This is a genomic window from Paramagnetospirillum sp. (assembly GCF_058402745.1).
Map to the genome: position 1 here is coordinate 311,617 of NZ_JBZVFI010000003.1, position 24,573 is coordinate 336,189.

Consider the following 24,573-nt stretch of genomic DNA (forward strand, 5'->3'; position numbering starts at 1 on the left):
GGCGGCTGGCGCTTCCGGCTCCGGCATGGGAAGGCCCGGAACCGGGCGCGGCAGCCCCCTCGGGCCTCGCGGCCACGGGGTCACTCATCCGTAAGCGTCACGGGCTGCAAGCTTGTGCTCCCTCGCCACCAACAAAATCAGCCGCCCCTGCCCCGTCGGCAAGCGGGAGAATAGCGCTCCGGGTCCGTAATAACCACAAGATATTGGATATAAGCTGGCGCAAGGGCTGGTTTTCCCGCCATGAGGAGCATTATGATGGAGGCACTGCGCAAAGCCTCCCAGAGCGAGAACGGGTCCTTGAACGAACATGCCGAAACGCCCCTGCCGGCCAGCATCGAAACGATCGAGAGATTAATCGCGATCGATACTACAAGTTATAAGACTAATTTACAGTTAATCGATCTGGTGGAGGAAATCCTTTCCGGTCTTGGAGCGTCCGTGCGGAGGACTTGGGACGAATCTCGAAACAAAGCGAATATCTTTGCCACGATTGGCCCCGAAGATGTCCCTGGAATAGTTCTGTCTGGCCATACCGACGTGGTCCCGGTGGATGGCCAGGACTGGTCCGCCGACCCGTTCCGCCTGCGTCGGGCCGATGGCAAGCTGTACGGTCGGGGCACCGCCGACATGAAGAGCTTCATCGCCATCTGCTTGGCCCTCGCCCCCGACTTCGCCGCCGCGCCGCTGAAGATGCCGGTGCATTTCGCCTTTTCCTACGACGAGGAGGTGGGCTGCGTCGGCGTCCGCCGCCTGATCGACGATCTGGCCCATCTGGCGGTGCGTCCCCTTCTCTGCATCGTCGGCGAACCCACCGGGATGAAGGCGGTGATCGGCCACAAGGGCAAGAAGAGCGTGCGGTGCCACGTGGAAGGGCACGAATGCCACTCCGCCCTCAACCACCTGGGGGTCAACGCCGTGGAGATCGCGGCGGAAATGGTCGTCAGGCTGCGCGCCATGCAACGGCGCATCCGCGAGACCGGCCCCTTCGACCACGGCTACCAGCCGCCCTACACCACCGTGCACACCGGCACCATGCAGGGCGGCACGGCGTTGAACATCGTGCCCAAATCCTGCTCGTTCGAGTTCGAGATCCGCAACCTGCCCGATCACGACCCCGAGGAGCTGATGGCCGAGGTGCGGGGGTGGGCCCAGGATCTGGTGCCCGAGATGCTGGGCGTCAGCGAGGCCAGCGGCATCACGCTCGACGAGCACAACTCGACGCCGGGCCTGGGGATGGACGAGATGGACGCGGCGGTCCGTCTGGTCTGCGCCCTCTCGGGCTCCAACCAGACCAGCAAGGTGGCCTTCACCACCGAGGCGGGATTGTTCCAGCAGGCCGGCATTCCGGCGGTGGTCTGCGGCCCCGGCGACATCGCCCAGGCCCACCGCCCGGACGAGTTCATCACCATCGAACAGGTGGCCAAGTGCGAGACCTTCCTGCGGCGCCTGCTGGCCCATATGTGCTGAGGCAGGAGGGCTACTCGATCACCGCCCGCAGCGATGTCCAGGTCCCCGGGGTGGGGGCCAGCAACAGACAGCCCTCCTCCGCCCGTGGACGGTAGGGCTTTCCGCTGGTCAGGGAGGCGTGGCCCCCCGACTCGGCGTGAATCAGCACCCCGGCCGCATGGTCCCAGGGCATCAGACGGTGGTAATGGGCGAAGTGCAGCTTGCCCGTTACCAGATCGATATAATCATGGGCGGCGCTGCCCTTGCGCATGGTCTTGGCCACCAGGGCCGAAAGGCGGCCGGATCGCTTCACCGAACCGGTAAGCTCGGCCAAGGGGGCGGACGGCAGCACGGCAAGGCGCTCCGCCCCCAGCCAGGCCCCCGCCCCAAGCTCGGCGGTCACCAGGCGCCGGCCCAGGGGATCGAGAATCCATCCCGCCACCGTCACCCCGTCCCGCACCAGGGCGACGATCACGGCGAAACGGGGATTGCCCTTGGCGAAATTGGCGGTGCCGTCCACCGGATCGATGATCCAGACATGCCCCTCGCCCTCCAGGACCCGCAGCAGGGCGGGATCGGCGGCCACCGCCTCCTCGCCCACCACGGCGGAACCGGGAATCAGGTCGCGCAGCCGCCGGGTCATCACCCGTTCGGCCTCGGTATCGGCCTCGGTGACCAGTTCGCCCGGCCGCTTCTCGCGGATCTGCCCGGCGGACAGATGGTTGAAGCGGGGCAGGATTTCCTCGTCCGCCGCCTCGGAGATGATGGAAGCCACCTTGTCGAAATCCATCATGCCCCCCTGCTCCCGGCCTTGCGCTGGTGAAAGCGCTTGATGTCGGCGGGGTCGAGCTTGACCCGCATGAAGGCCTGCGCCTCGTCGTCGCGCCGCGCCACCACCTCGCCGTGACTGTAAAGCCAGGCGATGGAGGCGCCATCGGACAGCGGCAGCGCCACGTCGAGGGTTTCCCGCGCCGCCCCCAGGCGGCGGTCCAGCTCGGCCAGCAGGTCGTCCACCCCCTCGCCGGTCACCGCCGACAGCGCCATGGCGCCATGGCGGCGCTTGGCCTGGTTGAGCACTTCCTCGCGGCCATGCTCGTCCAGCAGGTCGATCTTGTTCAGCGCCTCCACCAGCCCGCGATCCACCACCTCGGACAGCCCCAGCTCGCGGAGCACGGTGTCCACGTCGGCGGCCGGGCCTCGGTGTCGGGATGGTGAGACGTCGCGCACATGCACCACCACGTCGGCCTCCAGCACCTCCTCCAGGGTGGCGCGGAAGGCGGCGACCAGCTCGTGCGGCAGGTCGGAGATGAAGCCAACCGTATCCGACAGGATGATCTTGCGCCCCGAGCGGCAGCACCAGGGTGCGCATGGTGGGGTCGAGCGTGGCGAACAGCATGTCCTTGGCCATGACCTCGGCCCGGGTCAGCTGGTTGAACAGCGTGGCAAGGTCATCGACCGCACCGGCCTGATTCTCGAGATTTTCGGCGCCCGGGCGCGCACCCGCGAGGGCACGCTGCAGGTGGAACTGGCGGCGCTTAGCTATCAGCGCTCGCGTCTGGTGCGGTCGTGGACCCACCTGGAGCGCCAGCGGGGCGGCTTCGGCTTCCTGGGCGGTCCAGGCGAGACCCAGATCGAGGCCGACCGCCGCATGATCGGCGAGCGCATCGTCAAGCTGGAGCGCGAGCTGGACGACGTCAAGCGCACCCGCGAACTGCACCGCAAGGCGCGGCGCAAGGTGCCTTATCCCATCGTCGCCCTGGTGGGCTACACCAATGCCGGCAAATCCACGCTGTTCAACCAGCTGACCCGGGCCGAGGTCATGGCCAAGGACATGCTGTTCGCCACGCTCGACCCCACCATGCGCACCCTGGTGCTGCCGTCGGGGCGCAAGATCATCCTGTCGGATACGGTTGGCTTCATCTCCGACCTGCCGCACGAGCTGGTCGCCGCCTTCCGCGCCACCCTGGAGGAGGTGCTGGAGGCCGACGTGGTGGTGCATGTGCGCGACGTCTCCCATCCCGACACCGAGGCCCAGGCCGCCGACGTGGACACCGTGCTCCGCGAGCTGGGGCTGTCCGAGGTGGTGGATCGCGGGCTGGTGGAGGCGCTGAACAAGATCGACCTGCTGGACGAGCATGGCCGCGAGGAAGTGCTCAACCAGGCCAAGCGCCGCCATGGCGCCATGGCGCTGTCGGCGGTGACCGGCGAGGGGGTGGACGACCTGCTGGCCGAGCTGGACCGCCGCCTGGGGGCGGCGCGGGAAACCCTCGACGTGGCGCTGCCGCTGTCCGATGGCGCCTCCATCGCCTGGCTTTACAGTCACGGCGAGGTGGTGGCGCGGCGCGACGACGAGGCGCAGGCCTTCATGCGGGTCAAGCTCGACCCCGCCGACATCAAGCGCTTTCACCAGCGCAAGGCCGGGAGCAGGGGGGCATGATGGATTTCGACAAGGTGGCTTCCATCATCTCCGAGGCGGCGGACGAGGAAATCCTGCCCCGCTTCAACCATCTGTCCGCCGGGCAGATCCGCGAGAAGCGGCCGGGCGAACTGGTCACCGAGGCCGATACCGAGGCCGAACGGGTGATGACCCGGCGGCTGCGCGACCTGATTCCCGGTTCCGCCGTGGTGGGCGAGGAGGCGGTGGCCGCCGATCCCGCCCTGCTGCGGGTCCTGGAGGGCGAGGGGCATGTCTGGATCATCGATCCGGTGGACGGCACCGCCAATTTCGCCAAGGGCAATCCCCGTTTCGCCGTGATCGTCGCCCTGGTGCGGGACGGGGTGACGGTGGCGGGATGGATTCTCGATCCCCTGGGCCGGCGCCTGGTGACCGCCGAGCTTGGGGCGGGGGCCTGGCTGGGGGCGGAGCGCCTTGCCGTGCTGCCGTCCGCCCCCTTGGCCGAGCTTACCGGTTCGGTGAAGCGATCCGGCCGCCTTTCGGCCCTGGTGGCCAAGACCATGCGCAAGGGCAGCGCCGCCCATGATTATATCGATCTGGTAACGGGCAAGCTGCACTTCGCCCATTACCACCGTCTGATGCCCTGGGACCATGCGGCCGGGGTGCTGATTCACGCCGAGTCGGGGGGCCACGCCTCCCTGACCAGCGGAAAGCCCTACCGTCCACGGGCGGAGGAGGGCTGTCTGTTGCTGGCCCCCACCCCGGGGACCTGGACATCGCTGCGGGCGGTGATCGAGTAGCCCTCCTGCCTCAGCACATATGGGCCAGCAGGCGCCGCAGGAAGGTCTCGCACTTGGCCACCTGTTCGATGGTGATGAACTCGTCCGGGCGGTGGGCCTGGGCGATGTCGCCGGGGCCGCAGACCACCGCCGGAATGCCGGCCTGCTGGAACAATCCCGCCTCGGTGGTGAAGGCCACCTTGCTGGTCTGGTTGGAGCCCGAGAGGGCGCAGACCAGACGGACCGCCGCGTCCATCTCGTCCATCCCCAGGCCCGGCGTCGAGTTGTGCTCGTCGAGCGTGATGCCGCTGGCCTCGCTGACGCCCAGCATCTCGGGCACCAGATCCTGGGCCCACCCCCGCACCTCGGCCATCAGCTCCTCGGGGTCGTGATCGGGCAGGTTGCGGATCTCGAACTCGAACGAGCAGGATTTGGGCACGATGTTCAACGCCGTGCCGCCCTGCATGGTGCCGGTGTGCACGGTGGTGTAGGGCGGCTGGTAGCCGTGGTCGAAGGGGCCGGTCTCGCGGATGCGCCGTTGCATGGCGCGCAGCCTGACGACCATTTCCGCCGCGATCTCCACGGCGTTGACCCCCAGGTGGTTGAGGGCGGAGTGGCATTCGTGCCCTTCCACGTGGCACCGCACGCTCTTCTTGCCCTTGTGGCCGATCACCGCCTTCATCCCGGTGGGTTCGCCGACGATGCAGAGAAGGGGACGCACCGCCAGATGGGCCAGATCGTCGATCAGGCGGCGGACGCCGACGCAGCCCACCTCCTCGTCGTAGGAAAAGGCGAAATGCACCGGCATCTTCAGCGGCGCGGCGGCGAAGTCGGGGGCGAGGGCCAAGCAGATGGCGATGAAGCTCTTCATGTCGGCGGTGCCCCGACCGTACAGCTTGCCATCGGCCCGACGCAGGCGGAACGGGTCGGCGGACCAGTCCTGGCCATCCACCGGGACCACGTCGGTATGGCCAGACAGAACTATTCCAGGGACATCTTCGGGGCCAATCGTGGCAAAGATATTCGCTTTGTTTCGAGATTCGTCCCAAGTCCTCCGCACGGACGCTCCAAGACCGGAAAGGATTTCCTCCACCAGATCGATTAACTGTAAATTAGTCTTATAACTTGTAGTATCGATCGCGATTAATCTCTCGATCGTTTCGATGCTGGCCGGCAGGGGCGTTTCGGCATGTTCGTTCAAGGACCCGTTCTCGCTCTGGGAGGCTTTGCGCAGTGCCTCCATCATAATGCTCCTCATGGCGGGAAAACCAGCCCTTGCGCCAGCTTATATCCAATATCTTGTGGTTATTACGGACCCGGAGCGCTATTCTCCCGCTTGCCGACGGGGCAGGGGCGGCTGATTTTGTTGGTGGCGAGGGAGCACAAGCTTGCAGCCCGTGACGCTTACGGATGAGTGACCCCGTGGCCGCGAGGCCCGAGGGGGCTGCCGCGCCCGGTTCCGGGCCTTCCCATGCCGGAGCCGGAAGCGCCGAGCCGCCGGCTTTCAGCATCGCCTCGCTGTCGACCCTGAAGAGCAACCTGTTCGATCTGGCGGTGGCCTCGCTGTTCCTGAACGTGCTGGGCCTTGCCCTGCCCATGGCCCTGCTGCAGGTCTACGACCGCATCCTGCCCAACAAGTCGGTGGGCACCATGGTGTTCCTGATGGGGGCGGTGTTCGCCGCCCTGCTGCTGGAATCCGCCCTCAATTTCTGCCGTTCCTGGATCACCGGCTGGGTCGGGGCCAAGTTCGAGCACAATGCCGGCTGCACCGCGCTCAACCATCTGGTGATGGCCGGCGTCGACGAGTTCGAGAAGGATGGGTCGGGCGCCCATCTGGAGCGCATGAACTCCCTGGCGACGGTGCGCGAATTCTACGCCGGCCAGGCCATGCTGACCCTGCTCGACCTGCCGTTCGCGGTTCTCTATCTCAGCCTGGTGGCCATGATGGGCGGCGCCCTGGTCTTCGTGCCCATCACCATCCTGGTGCTGTTCTGCATCTCGGCCGTCGTCCTGGGCGGCAAGCTGCGCGGCGCGCTGCAAAAGCGCATGACCGCCGACGACCGGCGCTTCAACTTCATCATCGAGGTGCTGGGCGGCATCCACAGCGTCAAGGCCTTCGCCATGGAGGCGCAGATGGTGCGCCGCTACGAGCGCCTGCAGGAGACCTGCGCCGAGGGCGCCTATCAGGTGGCGCTCAATTCCTCGACCGCCATGGGCCTTTCGTCGTTCTTCTCCCAGGCGACCACCGTCTGCGTCGCCATGTTCGGCGCCCTGGTGGTGCTGAACGGCGAGATGACCACCGGCGGCCTGGCGGCCTGTTCCATGCTGGCCGGCCGCGCCATGGCCCCCATCCAGAAGGCGCTGGGGGTGTGGACCCGCTTCCAGTCCTTCATGCTGGCCCGCCACCGTCTGACCGAACTGTTCAAGCTGAAGCCGGAATCCGAGAAGGGCCTGCCCAAGATGACCGCCTGCAAGGGCGGGCTGGAACTGGTGGATTGCAGCTTCCGCTACGGCGAGAAGCTGCCGGTGATCATCCGCGACGCCTCCATCAAGATCGGCGAGGGCGAGTGCATCGCCATCTCGGGGGGCAACGGCAGCGGCAAGACCACCCTGCTGACCCTCATGCAGGGCGCCATCAAGCCGACCACGGGGCAGGTGCTGGTGGATGGCCAGCCCATGACCATGTTCGAGCCCCAGAGCGTGCGCGACCACATCGCCTTCCTGCCGCAGATGGGCGTGCTGTTCCAGGGAACGATCCTTCAGAACATCACCATGTTCCGCAAGGAATTCGACGACGTGGCGGTGGAGACCGCCGCGCTGCTCGGCCTGGACGAGGTGGTGGCGACCATGGCGCTCGGCTACGACACGCCGGTGGGCGACGGCGCCTATGATTCCCTGCCGCGCGGCATCAAGCAGCGCATCGCCATCGCCCGCGCCCTGGTCAACAATCCGCGCGTCGTCCTGTTCGACGAGGCCAACACCGCGGTGGACACCACCGGCGACAATTTCCTGCGCGTCTGGCTGGAGCGGGCCAAGGGCAAGCGCACCCTGGTGCTGGTCACGCCGCGTCCGTCCCTGGTCAAGCTGGCCGACCGGGTGTTCGATCTGAAGGATGGGACCCTGCTCGCCAAGCCCCCGCGCGAGGAGCGTCCGCCCCTGCCCGAGGCGCCCGCCGGATTGCTGCCCCAGGGAGGGCCGGCATGACGGTCGCCGCCACCAACAGCCTGTCGTCGCGCAAGCCCAACCAGCAGGCCATCGAGCAGTACGAGCAGCAGCTGGCCCAGAACGCGCTGGGCGGCTTTTCCGCCGCCTCGGACCTGGCGGCCTGCCTGCTGCCCCTGCTGAAGTCGCTGGGCTGGAAGGGCGATCCGCGCCACGTGGCCGAATCCCTGCCGCACTTCGCCAACGACCTGGATCTCACCGGCCTGCGCAACGTGATGGCGACGTTGAACTTTTCCAGCCGGCCCGAGCGCCTGGACCTGGAGATCATCGATTCCCGCCTGCTGCCCTGCCTGTTCCTGCCCGATACGAGCCACGCCCTGGTGGTGAAGAAGATCGCCGAGGACGGCGAGGCCGAGGTGTTCGACAGCGCCCAGGGCATCACCACCAAGATCGACACCCAAGGCATCAAGGGCACCGCCTACTTCTTCACCAACCTGGGGGGCGATGCCGGCGCCGCCAAGCCGGCCAGCTGGTTCAAGAGCGTGCTGGAGCGGTTCCGCCCGCTCTACTGGCAGGCCTTCTTCGTCACCTTCGTGCTCAACGTCTTCTCGCTGGGCACGCCGCTGTTCACCATGTCGGTCTACGACAAGGTGATCGGCGCCGAATCCTATTCCATGCTGGTGTCGCTCTCCATCGGGGTGACCATGGCGCTGGCCGCCGACGCGGTGCTGCGCGAGGTCCGCGCCCGCATCCTGGCCTTCGTCGGCGCCAGGCTCGACAACATCATGGGCAACAACATCTTCCAGCACATCCTGGCGCTGCCGCCCGGCTTCACCGAGCGCGCCACCATCGGCGCCCAGGTGGCGCGCATCAAGGACTTCGAATCGGTGCGCGAGTTCTTCACCGGCCCCCTGGCCACGGTGTTCATGGAACTGCCCTTCGCCATCTTCTACTTCACCGTCATCGCCCTGCTGGGTGGGGTGATCGCCCTGGTGCCGGTGGTGGGCACCATCCTGTTCCTGATCGGCGGCTGGGCGGTGATGCCGGTGGTGCGCAAGAACGTGGGCATCGCGTCGCGCGCCGGCTCGCGCCGCCAGGAATTCCTGGTGGAGGCGCTGGGCAAGATGCGCGCCGTCAAGCTGGCCGCCGCCGAGCACACCTGGGTCAAGCGCTACCGCGAGATGTCGGCCCGCGCCGCCATGGGCGGATTCAAGAACGGCATGTTCGCCGTGGCCATCAGCACCGGGTCCAACATCCTGATCATCTCGTCGGGCCTGGCCACCATCATGGTCGGCGTGCTGGGCGTCATCGACGGGGCGCTGTCCATCGGCGGCCTGATCGCCGCCATGATGCTGGTGTGGCGGGTTCTGTCGCCGCTGCAGACCGGCTTCACCATGCTGCAGCGGGTCGAGCAGGTGAGGGGGTCCATCCGCCAGATCGACGGCCTGATGGGCATCAAGCCGGAGCGCGACCCCAAGGCCATCGTGGCGCCCCTGAAGAACATCAAGGGCCGGGTGGTCTTTTCCCGGGTGTCGTTGCGCTACAACAACGAGTCCGACCCCGCCCTGGTGGGCGTCTCCTTCGAGGTGGAGCCGGGCGAGGTGGTGTGCGTGACGGGGCGCAACGGCTCGGGCAAGTCCACCATCCTCAAGGTCCTGCTCGGCCTTTACGCTCCCCAGGCCGGCGCGGTGAAGATCGACGCCACCGACATCCGCCAGATCGACCCCATCGAGATGCGGCACATGATTTCCTACGTGCCGCAGACCTGCAACCTGTTCTTCGGAACGGTGGCCCAGAACCTGCGGCTGGCCCATCCCACCGCCACCGACGCCGACATCCGCTGGGCCTGCGACCAGGCCGACGTGTGGGAGGAAATCATGGGCCTGCCGCGTGGCCTGGAGACCCGCATCGGCGAGGGCGCGTCCGAGCACCTGCCCACCAGTTTCGTCCAGAAGCTGTCCCTGGCCAGGGGCTATCTCAAGCGCAGCCCGATCATGCTGTTCGACGAGCCGGTCAACGGCCTTGATTTCGAGGGCGACCGTACCTTCATGCAATCCGTCGAGAATTTCCGCGGCCAGTCCACCATCTTCATGGTCACCCATCGCCCCAGCCATCTGCGGGCCGCCGACCGGATCCTGGTGTTCGATGGCGGCTATCTGCGTCTCGCCGGCCCGGCCGAGGAAGTCCGGGCCCGCATACCGCCGGACCTGATCTGACATGAGCACGAATCCCAATCCCAATCCAAATCAGGGCCAGAACCTCGTCAACGTTCCCCAGCCCGACAAGGTGCCCCAGGCCGCCGGACCCGCCAAGCCGGTGATCAAGCTGTCCAACCGGCAATCGCGGCACCTGGCCCAGGCCCTGGTGCTGGAGGAGAGCGGCACTTCGGGCCTCGTCCGCTTCACCATGATGCTGGCCAGCGCCACCACCGCCGCCTTCGTGGTCTGGGCGGCGCTGACCGACGTTCCGGAAATCGCCACCGCCGAGGGCCAGATCATTCCCTCGGGTCAGGTCCAGGCGGTTCAGCATCTGGAAGGCGGCATCGTCCAGGACATCGTCGCCCGCGACGGCGATCTGGTGGAGGCGGGGGCGCCCATCATCCGGCTCAATCCGGCCCAGGCCATCTCGGACCTGGAGCAGACCAGGGCCCGCGAAGCCACCTTGCTGATCAAGGCCGAACGCCTGCGCGCCCTGGCCGAGGAGCGCCAGCCCGACTTCTCCCACATGCCCCAGGGCTACGAGCGGCTGATCGCCGACAATCTGGCCATTTTCAACAGCCAGTCCCAGGCCCGCGACACCTCGCGCTCGGTCATCCTGTCGCAGATGGAGCAGAAGCGTTCCGACCTGCGCCTGCTGGAATCCCAGGAACGCTCTCTGCGCGAGCAGCTGGGGCCGCTGCAGGAAGAGATGAACATGCGCCAGGAACTGGTCGCCAAGGGGCTGGTCTCCCGGGTGGTCTACCTGGACACCAAGCGCGAGCTGTCACGAGTCCAGGGCGAACTGGCCCGCCTGATCGGTCAGGAGGTCACCGCCCGAGAGGCCCTGGCCGAAGTGGAAAACCGGCTGATGGACAACAGGTCCTCGCTGCAGAAGGCGACCATGGACGATCTGGGCACCACCATCAACGAACTGGCCCAGGTGCAGGAAAGCATCGGCCGTCTCGAGGACCGGGTGAAGCGCCTGGAAATCGTCGCGCCGGTGCGCGGCCTGGTCAAGGGGCTGACCGTCAAGAACCAGGGCGCCGTCATCCAGGCCGGCGGCAACGTCTGCGAGGTGGTTCCCGTCGAGAACCAGATGAAGGTGGACGCCAAGATCAACACCAAGGACGTGGGCCATCTGAAGATCGGCCAGCCGGTGCGGGTCAAGGTCACCACCTACGACTTCGCCCGCTACGGCGCGGTGGACGGGACGCTCACCAAGATTTCCGCCTCCAGCTTCGCCGACGAGAAGGGCAATCCCTTCTTCAAGGGCGTGATCGACCTCAAGAACAATTACGTCGGCCTGACGCCGGGCCGCTACACCATCCAGCCCGGCATGTCGGTGACGGCGGAAATCATCACCGGCGACAAGACGTTGCTGCAATACATGCTGAAGCCGATCTTCACCCAGATTCAGCAGTCGTTCCACGAACGCTGATGGCGGCACGACGCGGTGGCCGGTTCCGGCCACCGCGTCCCGGCCTCATCTCGGCTTCCAGCGGATGATCGAGCACAGGTTCTGAGGATCGCGGCCGTAATAGTTCACGAACAGATAGGCGACGTCGATCTTCCGCAGAAGCTGCGCCTTGCGGATGGACTCGTACAGGTCCATGTTCCAGTTGCTCTTCCGGAACCATTCGTATTGGGCCTTCATCCTGAACGACCCCTGTTCCTCGGGAATTTGATGCCCGATGGGTTCGAAATGGATGACGGCGCAATCGGGATAGGTTTCGACGATGCCCTGAATGAAGGCGCTGCCGATGGCGGGGACCTGTTCGATGGCGTGGTTGGTGTAGAACAGCGTCCGTCCCGTCTTGGGCACCGGCCAGGCCCGCGGATCGGGATCGGTGAAGTCCATGTGAAAGGCCTGGAGCGGCAGCTTGGGAGCCAATGCCGCCAGGGTCTCGATCATCGCCACGCCGGAATCGGTGTACTCGCCGGCGAACAGGCCGATCCGGCGGTCGAGGCCCAGATCGTGGAGATCGAAAAGGTTATAGCCCCAGCCGGCCCCCAACTCGCAGACATGGTCGAAGGACTCGGCGGCGAGGGTGCGGAAAATCCAGTCGGCGGGCAGGCTTCCGCGCAGGAAGGCGGGCGACATGGCCAGATCACCGTGCACCCCGATATAGGTGCAGAAGTTTCCGCCAAAGGCGTTGGCGGGCATCTGAATCGGCCTGCCGCCATCGTCCAGGTATTTCTGGACGGGAATGGTCGCGTCGATCTGCCGCAGAAGGGCATTGACCGCCCGCGTGCGTTCCGTCTCACCCGAAGCGACGACCGAACGCAGGAAATCCAGCCGCTCCGACCAAAGGGAATCGTACAGGCACTCGGCGCGTTCCGTCATGGCGTCCCCCCGATGAAAGCCGGCAACGCCCCGGATCAGAACGGGATTTCGTCGTCCAGATCGGCCGGGGGTTCCCAGGACTGGCCGCCGCCCTGCTGGCGCGAGCCGCCGCCGGCATTGCCGCCACCCTGGCGCGGAGCATCGTCGTAGCCACCACCACCGCCGCCGCCGCCATAGCCACCGCCGCCACCGCCGCCGTCACGGCCGCCCAGCAGGGTCAGCTCGCCCTTGAAGCGGCCGATCACCACCTCGGTGGAGTACTTTTCCTGGCCGGACTGGTCGGTCCACTTGCGGGTCTGGAGAGCGCCCTCGACATAGACGCTGGAGCCCTTCCTCAGGTAGCGCTCGGCGATGTCGGCCAGGTTGGGATTGAAGATCACCACCCGGTGCCACTCGGTCTTCTCCTTGCGCTCGCCGGTGCCGCGATCCTTCCAGGTCTCGGAGGTGGCGATGTTCAGGTTGACGATCTTCGAGCCGTCCTGCGAGGTGCGCACCTCGGGATCGCGGCCCAGATTGCCGACCAGAATGACCTTGTTGACGCTGCCAGCCATGGCGTTCGTGGCTCCCCTTGGAAAAACGTGGCGCGGATCATATTGCATGGAACCGGCGCGCGGAAGGCCTAATGCTTGGCCTTGGTCGGCGGCGCGGGCAGCAGGCGGCCCAGCATGGAGGTCAGCGCCTTGGCATAGGCGGCGACGCCGCTTCTGTGCATGCGCAGGCTCATCTCGGCGCCCTTGGCCAGCTTGAAGCCCAGCACGATGTGCTCGTCATCGGCCTCGGGCTGGATGGTCCAGCGCTCCACCGACTGGGCGGGAACGGCCGAGGCGGGAGCGGCCGAGGGCAGGGAGGCTTCCTCGGCCGGAATCCGCCCGGCCTGCTCAAGCCAGGCCGACAGCAGGGTCAGCTGGTCCAGCGGCAGGATCACCACGTGTTCCTCGCCGGATTCGTCGGCCAGCACGACGCGGATGGCGTCGCCGGTGTCGGAGGCCCGGGCCGAAACCACCTGGGCGGCTGAGATTTCGTGCTTCATGCTCCATCCCGATGGCAAGCAGCGCCGGGGGCCATTATGCCAGAGAGGGGCGGCGGTTTCACTTCAATACCCGCGCTCCATACCCTCGGGTTGTCGCGAGACACGATATCTGGTAGCGTGCGCCCGCGTGGACCTGTGTCCACCCCAAGTTCTGGTTCCTTTTTGAAACCGATGGGAAAATTTCGTTGACCACGCCTCCCGCGTCGCCGCAATTCGATATCACTCCGGTCACCATCGAAGACGAGATGAAGCGCTCCTATCTCGATTACGCCATGAGCGTGATCGTGAGCCGCGCGCTTCCCGACGTCCGCGACGGGCTGAAGCCGGTCCACCGCCGCATCCTGTTCGCCATGAACGAGGCGGGCTACCACTTCAACAAGCCCTTCCGCAAATCGGCGCGCATCGTCGGCGACGTCATGGGTAAGTATCACCCCCACGGCGATTCGGCCATCTACGACGCCATGGTGCGCATGGCGCAGAACTTCTCCATGCGCCTGCCCCTGGTGGACGGGCAGGGCAATTTCGGCTCCATGGACGGCGACCCGCCGGCGGCCATGCGCTATACCGAGGCCCGCCTGGCCCGCTCGGCCCATTCCCTGCTCGAGGACATCGACAAGGAAACCGTCGATTTCCAGGCCAATTACGACGAATCCACCCATGAACCCACGGTGCTGCCCGCCCGCTATCCCAACCTGCTGGTCAACGGCGCCGGCGGTATCGCGGTGGGCATGGCCACCAACATTCCGCCCCACAATCTGGGCGAGGTGATCGACGCCTGCTGCGCCTATATCGACGATCCCGAGGTGACGGCCGAGCGGCTGATGGAGCTGGTGCCCGGTCCCGACTTCCCCACCGGCGGCACCATTCTCGGCCGCTCCGGCATCCGCGCCGCCCAGTTGACCGGGCGCGGCTCGGTGGTGATGCGCGGCCGCGTCCACATCGAGGAAATCCGCAAGGACCGGGACGCCATCGTCGTCACCGAGATTCCCTATCAGGTGAACAAGGCCCGAATGCTCGAGCAGATCGCCGAGCTGGTGCGCGACAAGAAGCTCGAGGGCATTTCCGATCTCAGGGACGAATCCGACCGCGACGGCGTGCGGGTGGTGATCGAGATCAAGCGCGACGCCATCGCCGACGTGGTGCTGGCCCAGCTCTACCGCTTCACGCCGCTGCAGACCAGCTTCGGCGTCAACTCGCTGGCGCTCAATGGCGGCCGGCCCGAGATGATGACGCTCAGGGACATCATCAAGGCCTTCATCGCCTTCCGCGAGGAGGTGATCACCCGGCGCACCATCTTCGAGCTGGGCAAGGCCCGCGACCGCGCCCACGTGTTGGCCGGCCTGGCCATCGCCGTGGCCAATATCGACGAGGTGATCCGCCTGATCCGCGCCGCCCCCGATCCTTCCGAGGCGCGCGAGAAGCTGATGACCCGGGCCTGGCCGGTGGGCGACGTGGAGCCGCTGATCCGCCTGATCGACGAGCCCGGCCGCGTCATCGACGAGAACGGCTGCTATCGCCTGTCCGAAATCCAGGCCAAGGCCATCCTGGACCTGCGCCTGCACCGCCTGACGGGGCTCGAGCGCGACAAGATCGGCGACGAGCTGCGCGAGATCGGCCATCAGATCGAGGCCTACCTGCTGATCCTGTCGTCGCGCCCCCGCCTGTTCGAGGTGATGAAGGGCGAATTGCTGGAAATCCGCGAGCAGTTCGCCACGCCGCGCCGCACCACCATCGAGGAAAACGAGTTCGAGGCCGACATCGAGGACCTCATCGCCCGCGAGGACATGGTGGTGACGGTGACCAACACCGGCTACATCAAGCGGGTGCCGGTCTCGGCCTATCGCGCCCAGAAGCGCGGCGGCAAGGGCCGTTCGGGCATGAACATCAAGGACGAGGACTTCCTGTCCGAGGTGTTCGTGGCCAACACCCACACCCCGGTGCTGTTCTTCTCGTCCACCGGCATCGCCTACAAGCTGAAGGTCTACCGCCTGCCCCTGGGCAATCCCCAGGCGCGCGGCAAGGCCATGGTCAACCTGCTGCCGCTGGACGAGGGCGAGACCATCTCGACCGTCATGCCGCTGCCCGAGGACGAGACCACCTGGGGCGACCTGCACGTCATGTTCGTCACCTCCAAGGGCGACGTGCGGCGCAATCCGCTGTCCGACTTCACCGAGGTGCGCGCCAACGGCAAGATCGCCATGAAGCTGGGCGAGGGCGAGCGCCTGATCTCGGTGCAGACCTGTTCCGCCGAAACCGACGACGTGCTGCTGGCCACCCATCTGGGCAAGGCCATCCGCTTCCCGGTCCAGGAGGTGCGCGAGTTCAAGAGCCGCGATTCCACCGGCGTGCGCGGTATCCGGCTGGACGGGGACGACGAGGTCATCTCCATGTCCATCCTGCGCCACACCGACTATGATTCCGAGACCCGCGAGGCCTTCCTCAAGGGGGACCTGCCGGCCGAACAGATGGAAAGGATGGGGGCCGAGCAGCAGTTCGTGCTCACCGTCACCGAGAACGGTTTCGGCAAGCGCACCTCGGCCTTCGAGTACCGCATCACCGGCCGTGGCGGCTCGGGCATCGCCAATCTGGACATGACCGCCAAGACCGGCACCGTGGTGGCGTCGTTCCCCGTCAACCACGAGGATGACATCATGCTGGTGAGCGACGGCGGCAAGCTGATCCGCATGCCGGTGGACGACATCCGCATCGCCGGCCGCAAGACTCAGGGCGTCACCCTGCTGCGCACCGCCGAGAACGAGCGGGTGGTATCCGCCGCCAGACTGTGCGATATCGGAAGCAATGGCGACGAGCCCGACGAGGCCGACGAAGGAGCCGGGGATGAAGCCGAGGATATGGCGGGAGGCGAGGATGCCTAAGCGCGTCGGTCTTTATCCCGGGACCTTCGACCCCATCACCAACGGGCACATGGACATCGTGGCCCGCGCCACCCGCATGGTCGATCATCTGATCGTCGCCGTGGCGGTCAACGCCGGCAAGGGGCCGCTGTTCACCCTGGAGGAACGGGTCGCCATGGCCGAGGCCGAAATGGCCGAGCTGTCCCAATCCGTGGGCGTCAGCATCGAGGTGCGCCCCTTCGACACCCTGCTGGTGGATTTCACCGCCAAGTGCGGCGCCAATCTGATCGTGCGGGGCCTGCGCGCCGTTTCCGATTTCGAGTATGAGTTCCAGATGGCCGGCATGAACGCCCGCCTGACCTCCGACATCGAGACCATCTTCCTGATGGCGTCGGAGCGTTGCCAGTTCATCTCGTCGCGTTTCGTCAAGGAGATCGGCCGCCTGGGCGGCGACATCTCCCAGTTCGTCAGCCCCCGCGTCAAGGCGCGGCTCGACGACAAATTCGGCTTCTCGGCTTAAGGAAGACCAAAGTGGACCTTGAGAACACCCTGTATCTCGACCTGAAGGACGGTCGCGTCGTCATCGAACTGCGCCCCGACCTCGCCCCCAACCACGTCGCCCGCATCAAGGAACTGGCCCGCGCCAAGTTCTATGACGGCATCAAGTTCCATCGGGTGATCGACGGCTTCATGGCCCAGACCGGCTGCCCGCTCGGCACCGGCACCGGCGGCTCCGGCACCAAGCTGAAGGCCGAGTTCAACAGCGGCAAGCATGTGCGCGGCACCTGCTCCATGGCCCGCGCCCAGTCGCCGGACAGCGCCGATTCCCAGTTCTTCATCTGCTTCGACACCCAGTCCTACCTGGATCGCCAGTACACCATCTGGGGCCAGGTGGTCGAGGGCATGGAATTCGTGGACAACATCAAGAAGGGCGCGCCGCGCACCGGGGCGGTCAGCGATCCCGACTGCATCCTCTCCTTGCGCGTCGCCGCCGATTCCGAGGGTTGAGATCATGCTGAAGCGTCTGTTTTTTGCTGCCGCCGCCCTGATTCTGGCCGTCGCCCAGCCGGCCCAGGCCGCCGATCCCGAGAATACCCTGGTCATGGAACTGGCCACCGGCAAGGTGACCATCGAACTGCGCCCCGATCTGGCCCCCAAGCACGTGGCCCGCATCAAGGAACTGGTCCGCAAGGGCTTCTATGACGGCACGGTGTTCCACCGCGTCATCCCGGGCTTCATGGCCCAGGGCGGCGACCCCACCGGCACCGGCACCGGCGGATCCGGCGTCAAGCTGCGGGCCGAGTTCACCGGCGAGCCCTTCGTGCGTGGCGTGGTGGGCATGGCCCGCTCGGCCAGCCCGGACAGCGCCGATTCCCAGTTCTTCATCATGTTCGGCTCGTCCCCCAGCCTGGATGGCCGCTACACGGCGGTGGGCCGGGTGCTCGAGGGCATGGAGAGCGTGGACCGCATCAAGGCCGGTGATCCGGCCGATAACGGTATCGTTTCCAAGCCCGATAAGCTGATCCGCATGCAGGTGCTGGCCGACGTCAAGAAATAGAGCCTTTCCAGTCGTTGACGAGCGGCGCTCATCTGCCTATGGTGAGCGCCCTTCGTTTCAGGGTCCGTAGCTCAGTTGGTAGAGCAAGCGACTTTTAATCGAGAGGTCCCGGGTTCGAGTCCCGGCGGACCCACCAAGACCTCGAAAACCCGCCGGTTCCCCCCGGCGGGTTTTTTACGTCTCGGTATTGGTCCAGGCGATGGTGTCCCGTACCTGATCGGGCGGCCCTTCCTCGGCGCTGTGGGTGATGTTGCGGCGCTCGGTGCCGGAGCGGCGATCGACGAAGGCCGTGTGGCCGCACGCCTTGCAGATCAGCAGGGCGCCGTTCTCGGCGGCATGGCGCTCCACGTCCGAGCCGCAGACCGAACAGGAGGTGAGGGAGAGCCGCCGCTCATCCAGCACGGTGCCCAGGCGCTGCGCCACGTCCTCCAGATCCTGCTCGATATCGGCTTCGGTGCTCTCCACCCGCCGGATTTCCGAGAACACTTCCCGCAGGGCGGTCAGGGTGGCGCGGGTTTCCTGGTGCATGGCCGCCATCTCTTCCCTCAGACCGCGAAGCTCGGCGAGGATCATTTGGGCCTCGGCGGAGATGGGCTCGATGTTGCTCATCGTCATCCTCCCGTGTCTGTCACTGGCAACTATACGCCCGATCGCTTCCTTCCGGCATAGTGGACACTGCTTATGAATGTCATTGATTTACCAAATATTTATATGTCGAGAACTACACTTGTGTACTGGCTTCTCTTTCCGTCGATTTGACGGAGGCGATGATGATTCCTCGTTCGCTCCTTGCCGCGGTAACCGCCTGCCTTGCCGGCGAGGGCTATTCGGTGCTGACGGCTCCCCCCAGCCTGATCAAGGCGGTGGTGGCCAAGGTCGCCGCCGAGTATCAGGAACGGATTTCCCGCAATTCCTGACGCCGCGCCGTCTTGACAGCCCGGCTGGGCCGTAGCACCGTCAACCCGTGCGTTGACGAGGGGGCGATGGACCTATTCGACTTGATGAGCCAGGGGCGCGAGGACAAGGCCCTCGACCGCCTGGAAAGCATGCTGGCGCTTTACGAGTCCGAGAGCGAGGCCGAGCAGGACGAGGCGCTGGAACGGGCCCGGGCGTTCTGCGACCTGGAATGGGGCAGCTACCCCGCCGGCCTCGACGTGTTGGCGCGCCGGTATGCCACCCGCCAGGGCGACGGCGCCGAAGCGGCCATGCAGGCCTTGCGTCTGCACGAGGAAGGGGCCAAGCCGGGCAGCATCATCCGGGCCGTCAGGCTGTCGCGGCTGCGCGAACTGAGCCGTATCGACCAGCGGGCGGCGGTGATCGCGCATTACGGCGGCATCGAGGCGGTGTCGCGCCCCACCGAATTCGAAGCGGTGTTCATCGCCGCCGCGTCGGGTTGCGAAAGCGCCGCCGAACTGGAAAAGGCGGTGGCCGCCGCCGCGCCCATGCCGACCGGAATCGAGGCGGCCCGCGCCGAATGCCTGCGCTGGGACACGCGGCTGCGCCATCTGGAACTGGTGGCCGAGCCGGATTCCCCGGCTCCCACGCTGCCCGCCGCCTGCGCCGCCCGTCACAATCTGGTGGAATCGGCCTGGCGCCGGGATCTGCCGGTAGCCACCATCGCCGATTTCTCGGCCCGCCTGGATTATTGGAGCAAGCGGGGAGGGGAGGATTGCGGCGGCTATGCCGTGCTCGCCGCCGATTTCGAGGCACTGTCCCAGGGACTCGCCACGCGGGGGGCGGCGCCATCCACCAAGGACCGCGCCCGCGCCCTGAAGGAGGCCAATCCCGAGTGGTCGCTGGCCCGCATCGGCAAGGAGCTGGGCATCTCGCGCCAGGCGGTGCACAAACATCTGAAGGGGACGGCGCGATAGCCCAACCGGCCAAATAGCCGATTGGCGAAGTTGGTCTTGGCCTGTATGTTTGCTGGTCACACCACCGGAACGGAACCGCTCCATGCGCCGTATCGCCCTTGCCGCAGCCACCATCCTTGCGCTGGCCGCACCGGCCCAGGCCCAGCTGATGGACGTGCTGACCGCGCCCAAGACCCTGATCGACCGGGCCATCGAGGCGCGCTCGGCCGCCGACATCGCCAAGGACAACGTGATCGTCACCAAGGTCAACGGCTACATGGCCAAGCACGCCACCATCAAGGCCTCCACCGAGATCTACGAGCAGCGCCTGCTGATCACCGGCCTGTTCGACGACAAGGCCACGTATGACCAGTTCCAGAAGGATGTGCGCGGCGTCGAGGGCGTCCGGAAGCTCTACTGGCACGTGACCTACCTGCCCAAGGACGACCCCAAGCGCAAGACGCTGCCCAGCTGGGCCGACACGGTGGAGATGGGCGTCAAGGCCCAGGGACGCCTGATCGGCACCAAGGGGGTGGCCGACGTGAATTTCCGCACCACCGTGGATTCCCATGGCACTCTTTACGTCATCGGCCGCGCCCGCTCGCAGGAGGAGGCCAACAAGGCCATTGCCCGCCTCCGGGAAGGCGAGGGCATCAAGAAAGTGGTCAACTACATCGATGTCAGGCCTTGAACCATGAGTGAGTCTCCCAAGAAGAAGGGTTTGCCGCGCCACGTGGTCGGCGCCATCTGGACGGCGTGCGGCTTCGTCGGCGGCATCACCTTGCTGCTGGTCCTGCCCAAGCATTTCGGCGTCCCGCCCAAACTGGCCGGCTTCATCTCCATGATGGTCTGGCTGGCCTCCACCTGGGTGTTCTGGACCGGCGGCGAGGCGCCGCCCAAGCGACCGGAAACGCCGGCCGAACCGCCCAAGGCCGAGACCTGAACGCCATGCGGGAGCACGCCTGGACCAAGGCCATGCCGGGCGTCTTCGTGCTGTTGTGGAGCACCGGCTTCATCGGCGGCAAGTACGGCCTGCCCTATGCCGAGCCCTTCACCTTCCTGGCGCTGCGTTTCGTCATCGTCATCGCCCTGCTGGGGGCGGTGGTGGCGGCCAGCCGCGCCAGGTTTCCCACCGACCCCCGGCTGTGGCTGCATCTGGCGGTCTCGGGCCTGCTGGTTCACGCCATCTATCTGGGCGGCGTGTTCGGAGCGATCCATCGCGGCGTCCCATCCGGCATGGTCGCCCTGGTGGCCGGGCTGCAGCCGCTGCTGACCGCCGCCGTGGTCGGGCCGTTGCTGGGCGAGACGGTGGGACCGCGCCAGTGGCTGGGCCTCGCCCTCGGACTGGTGGGCGTCGCCATGGTGCTGTCCACCCGGTTGACGGGGGTGAATTTCGACGGTTTCGGCTGGGACGGCATGGCCTACGCCATCGCCGCCCTGCTGGCCATCACCGGGGGAACCCTGTACCAGAAGCGCTTTTGCACCGGCATGGACCTGCGTACCGGCACCCTGATCCAGTATCTGGCCGCCCTGGCGGTGCTGGGGCCGTTGGCGGTGGCCACCGAGACCATGGTCATCCAGTGGACGCCGTCCTTCGTCCTGGCGCTGGGCTGGCTGGTGCTGGTGCTGTCGCTGGGGGCCATCAGCCTGCTGATGACCCTGATCCGCCTGGGCGAGGCGGCCAAGGTGGCCAGCTTCTTCTATCTGGTGCCGCCGGTGACCGCCTTGCTGGCCTGGCTGCTGTTCGACGAGGTGCTGACGCCCCTGGCCCTGGCCGGCATGGCCGCCACCGCCATCGGCGTGGCGCTGGTGGTGCGCAAATAGGGCGGAAACTTATTTCCGAATCGTATCGATCCAGGGCGTCAGCGCCGCCCGCGCCCGCTCGGCATAGAGCTTCTTGCGCTCGCGGCCCTTGACCCGGCGGCCCTTTTCGTCGCGCTCGGGCGGCGGGGGGAACAGGCCGAAATTGATGTTCATGGGCTGGTAGGTTTCTTCCTCGCCGCCGCCGGTGACGTGGGCGAGCAGGGCGCCCAGCGCGGTGGTGGCCGGCGGGCGGAGCATTTCGCGCCCCTGGGCCTCGGCCGCCGCGAACAGGCCGGCCAGCAGGCCGATGGCCGAGCTTTCCACATAGCCCTCGCAGCCCGTCACCTGTCCGGCCAGACGCAGCCGGGGCTGGGCCTTGAGCCTGAGCGTGCGGTCCAGCACGCGCGGGCCGTTGACGAAGGTGTTGCGGTGCAGTCCGCCCAGGCGGGCGAACTCGGCGTTCTCCAGGCCGGGAATGGCGCGGAAGATGCGGGCCTGCTCGCCGTGGCGCAGCTTGGTCTGGAAGCCCACCAGATTGTAAAGGGTGCCCAGCGCGTTGTCCTGGCGCAACTGGACCACGGCAAAGGGCTTCGGGCCGTTGGGATTGGTCAGGCCCACCGGCTTCATGGGGCCATAGGCCAGGGTGTCCTTGCCCCGCTCGGCCATCACCTCGATGGGCAGGCAGCCCTCGAAATAGGGCGTGTCCTTCTCCCAATCGTGGAACGGCACCTTCTCGCCGCTGATCAGGGCGTCGATGAAGGCGTAGTACTGGTCCTTGTCCAGCGGGCAGTTGATGTAGTCCGAGCCGGTGCCCTTGTCGTAGCGCGACTGGAACCAAGCCTTGGAAAAATCGATGCTGTCCTTGGTGACGATGGGGGCGATGGCGTCGAAGAAGGCCAGCGAGTCCTCTCCCGTCACGCCCTTCAGCGCCTCGGCCATGGCGGGCGAGGTCAGCGGGCCGGTGGCGATGATCACCTGCTCCCACTCCTCGGGCGGCAGGCCGGCCACTTCCTCGCGGACAATGGTGATGCGGGGATGGGAGGAGAGCGCCGCCTGGACGCCCTGGGAAAAGCCATCGCGGTCCACCGCCAGGGCTCCGCCCGCCGGCACCTTGTGGGCGTCGGCTTCTCGCAGGATCAGCGAGCCGGCCCGGCGCATCTCTTCGTGCAGCAGGCCGACGGCGTTGTAATCGGCATCGTCCGAGCGCAACGAGTTGGAGCACACCAGCTCGGCCAGGCCATCGGTCTGATGGGCCGGGGTGGTGCGCACCGGGCGCATTTCGTGGAGGATGACGGGGATGTCGGCCTGGGCGAGCTGCCAGGCGGCTTCCGACCCGGCAAGCCCGCCGCCGATCACGTGAACGGTGCGGGTCATGCCGACGGAGATAGAGGCTAAGGCGCCTCTTGTCCAGATGCTTTACCGGATGGGATTCATGGACGCCACCATGTGGGCCAGGAACTGGGCGCCGCCGGCTCCGGAAATGGCCGAGATGGAGGAGGTGCCCGATACCGGCTTGGCGCCGCTGCCGTCGGCGGTGGCTTCCTTTTCGGCGTCGGGAAGGTCCAGCGGGCCGTAGCCGTAGGTGGACAGGGCCGAGGACGAACCCGACTTCTCGATGGAATGGTTGCCGGCCTCTTCCTTCTTGTTGAGCAGGATGTGCGAGGCGGCGGAATTCAGGCTGATCATGGTCGTTCTCCGAGGAGAGAGTGCGCCGATCCCTTTGCACCCGCCGTGCCAACAGCGGAGCCAAGCGTTTCCGCCATTTCCTCCGGAAGAGGGCGGCAGAATCTGCCGGGAGGCCCCGTGGCGAAAGGACATTCCTTCCCAGCAATGGATGGGGTATAAGCGTGCCCGAAGCCACCCCTTCGAGTGGGAAAGAGATACCCATGGCCAAGACCTATTACGTCGTCGGCGGCGAATATGCCGACACTTCCTTTACCGTCATCGCCCCCGGCCACACCGAGGAGCGCTTCGGCCCCTTCGAGGAGCAGGAGGCCCATATCTGCTGGCGGGCGCTGACCGGCAAGTCGGTGGACAACGCCATGGTCCGCTACTTCATCCGCAGCACCGAGGACAGCGCCGCCGACCAGTGGTACGTGATGGGCGGCGAATACGCCGACACCACCTTCCAGGAGGTCATCGAGGGCCGCGCCCTGGAAATCCACGGCCCGTTCTCGCGCAAGGAAGCGCTGGACAAGTGGCGCGAACTGACCGGCAAGTCGGTGGATTCCTGCCTGACCCGCTACGACCTGTTCACCGGCGAGGAACTGAAGCGCCGCAACGTCAAGGTCTGACCCCTCTGGTCAAGCGCCGGAGAAAGCGGTATTCCATTACCGAAATTGGAATGTGACGGAGGTTCCCAGTGTCCCATTACCCCAACAAGTACCACGCCTTCATCTGCACCCAGCGCCGCCCCGACGGCCATCCGCGCGGCTGCTGCACCACCAAGGGCGGCGGTCAGCCGCTTTTCCAGCGTCTGGCGGAGAAGATGAACGAGCTGAACCTGTGGGAGCGGGGCGTCAGCATCGCCTCGTCCAGCTGTCTGGGCTTCTGCAAGGCCGGCCCGCTGATGGTGGTCTATCCCCAGGGCATCTGGTACAAGACCGAGACCCTGGAAGACATCGACGAGATCGTGACGTCGCACTTCGCCAACGACACGCCGGTCGAGCGCCTGATCGTCACGCCGTCCAAGTAGGCATCATGTCATCCTGAGTGAAACGAAGGACCTTTCAGTCCGAGGCGATTGCCGCCCGTGCCTGAAAGGCCCTTCGGCTTCGCCTCAGGGTGACACGCAAAAATCAGCTTCTCGATTCGATGAGGTCGGCGATCTTGCCCAGTCCGCTGGACAGCAGGCGATGATCACCCGAATCCGCCAGCACGCCCAGCAGCACCAGGGCGTCGTCGCCGAACAGGCCCAGCGCCGCCATGGCGGCGGTGAAGCCCTCGGCGGCCAGGGCATCGACCCCGGCGCGGAAGGCACGGCGCCGCCCGCCCTTGGATTCCTGCTCGAGCAATTCGCCCAGCGCCTCCTCGGCGGGACGCTTGCGGTGAATCTGGAAGGCCAGGGCGCGCAGCAGGCGGACCTTGTCCTCGTCGTCGATGGTGTCTTGGCGGGCCATGGGCCGCACCATGGGCCGCCACCGTGTCCAAGTC

At 66.4% G+C, this 24,573-nt stretch carries 27 protein-coding genes and 1 tRNA gene; 18 read left to right on the top strand and 10 right to left on the bottom strand.

What is annotated here, in order from left to right; genetic code table 11:
• Window positions 1-297: 297 nt before the first annotated feature.
• Entirely contained in the window at window positions 298-1,467 is a 1,170-nt protein-coding gene (gene argE, locus ACV4UZ_RS02435) for an acetylornithine deacetylase (RefSeq protein ID WP_491599343.1), read from the top strand.
• A gap of 10 nt (window positions 1,468-1,477) precedes the next feature.
• Here the strand turns inward: argE (ACV4UZ_RS02435) and ACV4UZ_RS02440 are convergent, their stop codons facing one another.
• Both ACV4UZ_RS02440 and ACV4UZ_RS02445 read right to left on the bottom strand, forming a co-directional pair.
• Window positions 1,478-2,239 carry an inositol monophosphatase family protein gene (locus tag ACV4UZ_RS02440; RefSeq protein ID WP_491599342.1) on the bottom strand — a complete coding sequence of 254 codons (762 nt, stop codon included), beginning with the start codon at window positions 2,237-2,239 and terminating at the stop codon, window positions 1,478-1,480.
• Window positions 2,236-2,700 (bottom strand): hypothetical protein, encoded by a 465-nt coding sequence (locus tag ACV4UZ_RS02445; protein WP_491599346.1) that lies wholly within the window; start codon window positions 2,698-2,700, stop codon window positions 2,236-2,238. Before ACV4UZ_RS02445 ends, ACV4UZ_RS02440 begins: the two co-directional genes overlap by 4 nt.
• Window positions 2,701-2,752: 52 nt before the next feature.
• Here ACV4UZ_RS02445 and hflX point away from each other — a divergent pair, with 52 nt between their 5' ends.
• Both hflX and ACV4UZ_RS02455 read left to right on the top strand, forming a co-directional pair.
• On the top strand, window positions 2,753-3,883 hold the full coding sequence (gene hflX, locus ACV4UZ_RS02450; RefSeq protein WP_491599347.1) for a GTPase HflX: 1,131 nt from the start codon (window positions 2,753-2,755) through the stop codon (window positions 3,881-3,883).
• Window positions 3,880-4,641: an inositol monophosphatase family protein gene (locus ACV4UZ_RS02455; RefSeq protein ID WP_491599342.1), complete on the top strand. Its 762-nt coding sequence runs from the start codon at window positions 3,880-3,882 to the stop codon at window positions 4,639-4,641. The genes hflX and ACV4UZ_RS02455 overlap by 4 nt, the downstream gene beginning before the upstream one ends.
• 10 nt (window positions 4,642-4,651) lie before the next feature.
• Here the strand turns inward: ACV4UZ_RS02455 and argE (ACV4UZ_RS02460) are convergent, their stop codons facing one another.
• The gene (gene argE / locus ACV4UZ_RS02460) at window positions 4,652-5,821 is read right to left on the bottom strand and encodes an acetylornithine deacetylase (protein WP_491599343.1); all 1,170 of its coding nucleotides are present in this window, start codon (window positions 5,819-5,821) and stop codon (window positions 4,652-4,654) included.
• Between the two features lie 221 nt (window positions 5,822-6,042).
• Between argE (ACV4UZ_RS02460) and ACV4UZ_RS02465 the strand changes: the two genes are divergently transcribed.
• From ACV4UZ_RS02465 to ACV4UZ_RS02475, 3 genes are read left to right on the top strand one after another with little or no spacing between them, the layout of a single operon-like run.
• A complete protein-coding gene (locus ACV4UZ_RS02465; RefSeq protein WP_491599348.1) occupies window positions 6,043-7,824 on the top strand; it encodes a peptidase domain-containing ABC transporter in 1,782 nt (593 codons plus the stop codon).
• The gene (locus ACV4UZ_RS02470; RefSeq protein WP_491599349.1) at window positions 7,821-9,998 is read left to right on the top strand and encodes a peptidase domain-containing ABC transporter; all 2,178 of its coding nucleotides are present in this window, start codon (window positions 7,821-7,823) and stop codon (window positions 9,996-9,998) included. Before ACV4UZ_RS02465 ends, ACV4UZ_RS02470 begins: the two co-directional genes overlap by 4 nt.
• A gap of 1 nt (window position 9,999) precedes the next feature.
• The gene (locus ACV4UZ_RS02475; protein ID WP_491599350.1) at window positions 10,000-11,418 is read left to right on the top strand and encodes an HlyD family type I secretion periplasmic adaptor subunit; all 1,419 of its coding nucleotides are present in this window, start codon (window positions 10,000-10,002) and stop codon (window positions 11,416-11,418) included.
• Window positions 11,419-11,463: 45 nt separating this feature from the next.
• Here the strand turns inward: ACV4UZ_RS02475 and ACV4UZ_RS02480 are convergent, their stop codons facing one another.
• The 3 genes from ACV4UZ_RS02480 to ACV4UZ_RS02490 form a co-directional block, all read right to left on the bottom strand.
• Window positions 11,464-12,324 (bottom strand): hypothetical protein, encoded by an 861-nt coding sequence (locus ACV4UZ_RS02480; protein ID WP_491599351.1) that lies wholly within the window; start codon window positions 12,322-12,324, stop codon window positions 11,464-11,466.
• A gap of 35 nt (window positions 12,325-12,359) precedes the next feature.
• Window positions 12,360-12,875, bottom strand: a complete 516-nt coding sequence (gene ssb, locus ACV4UZ_RS02485) for a single-stranded DNA-binding protein (protein ID WP_491599352.1) — start codon at window positions 12,873-12,875, stop codon at window positions 12,360-12,362.
• A gap of 68 nt (window positions 12,876-12,943) precedes the next feature.
• Window positions 12,944-13,354 carry a hypothetical protein gene (locus tag ACV4UZ_RS02490; RefSeq protein ID WP_491599353.1) on the bottom strand — a complete coding sequence of 137 codons (411 nt, stop codon included), beginning with the start codon at window positions 13,352-13,354 and terminating at the stop codon, window positions 12,944-12,946.
• A gap of 185 nt (window positions 13,355-13,539) precedes the next feature.
• Here ACV4UZ_RS02490 and gyrA point away from each other — a divergent pair, with 185 nt between their 5' ends.
• From gyrA to ACV4UZ_RS02515, 5 genes are all read left to right on the top strand, one after another.
• Window positions 13,540-16,230 (top strand): DNA gyrase subunit A, encoded by a 2,691-nt coding sequence (gene gyrA, locus ACV4UZ_RS02495; RefSeq protein WP_491599354.1) that lies wholly within the window; start codon window positions 13,540-13,542, stop codon window positions 16,228-16,230.
• Entirely contained in the window at window positions 16,223-16,729 is a 507-nt protein-coding gene (coaD, locus tag ACV4UZ_RS02500) for a pantetheine-phosphate adenylyltransferase (RefSeq protein WP_491599355.1), read from the top strand. Before gyrA ends, coaD begins: the two co-directional genes overlap by 8 nt.
• A gap of 11 nt (window positions 16,730-16,740) precedes the next feature.
• On the top strand, window positions 16,741-17,217 hold the full coding sequence (locus ACV4UZ_RS02505; RefSeq protein ID WP_491599356.1) for a peptidylprolyl isomerase: 477 nt from the start codon (window positions 16,741-16,743) through the stop codon (window positions 17,215-17,217).
• A 4-nt stretch (window positions 17,218-17,221) separates the two neighbouring features.
• A complete protein-coding gene (locus ACV4UZ_RS02510) occupies window positions 17,222-17,767 on the top strand; it encodes a peptidylprolyl isomerase (RefSeq protein WP_491599357.1) in 546 nt (181 codons plus the stop codon).
• A gap of 60 nt (window positions 17,768-17,827) precedes the next feature.
• A tRNA-Lys gene (locus ACV4UZ_RS02515) sits at window positions 17,828-17,903 on the top strand.
• A 38-nt stretch (window positions 17,904-17,941) separates the two neighbouring features.
• Here the strand turns inward: ACV4UZ_RS02515 and ACV4UZ_RS02520 are convergent.
• Complete coding sequence (locus ACV4UZ_RS02520; RefSeq protein ID WP_491599358.1) at window positions 17,942-18,376, bottom strand: transposase family protein; 435 nt, start codon at window positions 18,374-18,376, stop codon at window positions 17,942-17,944.
• Window positions 18,377-18,534: 158 nt separating this feature from the next.
• Between ACV4UZ_RS02520 and ACV4UZ_RS02525 the strand changes: the two genes are divergently transcribed.
• The 5 genes from ACV4UZ_RS02525 to ACV4UZ_RS02545 all read left to right on the top strand — a co-directional run bounded on the left by ACV4UZ_RS02525 (window position 18,535) and on the right by ACV4UZ_RS02545 (window position 21,441).
• Window positions 18,535-18,684 (top strand): hypothetical protein, encoded by a 150-nt coding sequence (locus ACV4UZ_RS02525; RefSeq protein ID WP_491599359.1) that lies wholly within the window; start codon window positions 18,535-18,537, stop codon window positions 18,682-18,684.
• 66 nt (window positions 18,685-18,750) lie between these two features.
• Window positions 18,751-19,638, top strand: coding sequence for a hypothetical protein (locus tag ACV4UZ_RS02530; protein WP_491599360.1), 888 nt, complete (start codon window positions 18,751-18,753; stop codon window positions 19,636-19,638).
• Between the two features lie 82 nt (window positions 19,639-19,720).
• Window positions 19,721-20,308, top strand: a complete 588-nt coding sequence (locus ACV4UZ_RS02535; RefSeq protein WP_491599361.1) for a BON domain-containing protein — start codon at window positions 19,721-19,723, stop codon at window positions 20,306-20,308.
• Window positions 20,309-20,311: 3 nt separating this feature from the next.
• Window positions 20,312-20,560, top strand: coding sequence for a hypothetical protein (locus tag ACV4UZ_RS02540; protein ID WP_491599362.1), 249 nt, complete (start codon window positions 20,312-20,314; stop codon window positions 20,558-20,560).
• A gap of 5 nt (window positions 20,561-20,565) precedes the next feature.
• Entirely contained in the window at window positions 20,566-21,441 is an 876-nt protein-coding gene (locus tag ACV4UZ_RS02545) for a DMT family transporter (RefSeq protein ID WP_491599363.1), read from the top strand.
• A gap of 9 nt (window positions 21,442-21,450) precedes the next feature.
• Here ACV4UZ_RS02545 and trmFO read toward each other — a convergent pair whose 3' ends face one another.
• Together trmFO and ACV4UZ_RS02555 are read right to left on the bottom strand one after the other, a co-directional pair.
• A complete protein-coding gene (gene trmFO, locus ACV4UZ_RS02550; protein ID WP_491599364.1) occupies window positions 21,451-22,794 on the bottom strand; it encodes a methylenetetrahydrofolate--tRNA-(uracil(54)-C(5))-methyltransferase (FADH(2)-oxidizing) TrmFO in 1,344 nt (447 codons plus the stop codon).
• Window positions 22,795-22,836: 42 nt separating this feature from the next.
• On the bottom strand, window positions 22,837-23,106 hold the full coding sequence (locus ACV4UZ_RS02555) for a hypothetical protein (RefSeq protein ID WP_491599365.1): 270 nt from the start codon (window positions 23,104-23,106) through the stop codon (window positions 22,837-22,839).
• Window positions 23,107-23,306: 200 nt separating this feature from the next.
• Between ACV4UZ_RS02555 and ACV4UZ_RS02560 the strand changes: the two genes are divergently transcribed.
• Both ACV4UZ_RS02560 and ACV4UZ_RS02565 read left to right on the top strand, forming a co-directional pair.
• Window positions 23,307-23,714 (top strand): DUF4170 domain-containing protein, encoded by a 408-nt coding sequence (locus ACV4UZ_RS02560; protein ID WP_491599366.1) that lies wholly within the window; start codon window positions 23,307-23,309, stop codon window positions 23,712-23,714.
• 68 nt (window positions 23,715-23,782) lie between these two features.
• A complete protein-coding gene (locus ACV4UZ_RS02565; protein WP_491599367.1) occupies window positions 23,783-24,115 on the top strand; it encodes a (2Fe-2S) ferredoxin domain-containing protein in 333 nt (110 codons plus the stop codon).
• Window positions 24,116-24,218: 103 nt separating this feature from the next.
• Here ACV4UZ_RS02565 and ACV4UZ_RS02570 read toward each other — a convergent pair whose 3' ends face one another.
• Window positions 24,219-24,539, bottom strand: coding sequence for a hypothetical protein (locus ACV4UZ_RS02570; RefSeq protein ID WP_491599368.1), 321 nt, complete (start codon window positions 24,537-24,539; stop codon window positions 24,219-24,221).
• Window positions 24,540-24,573: the final 34 nt, after the last annotated feature.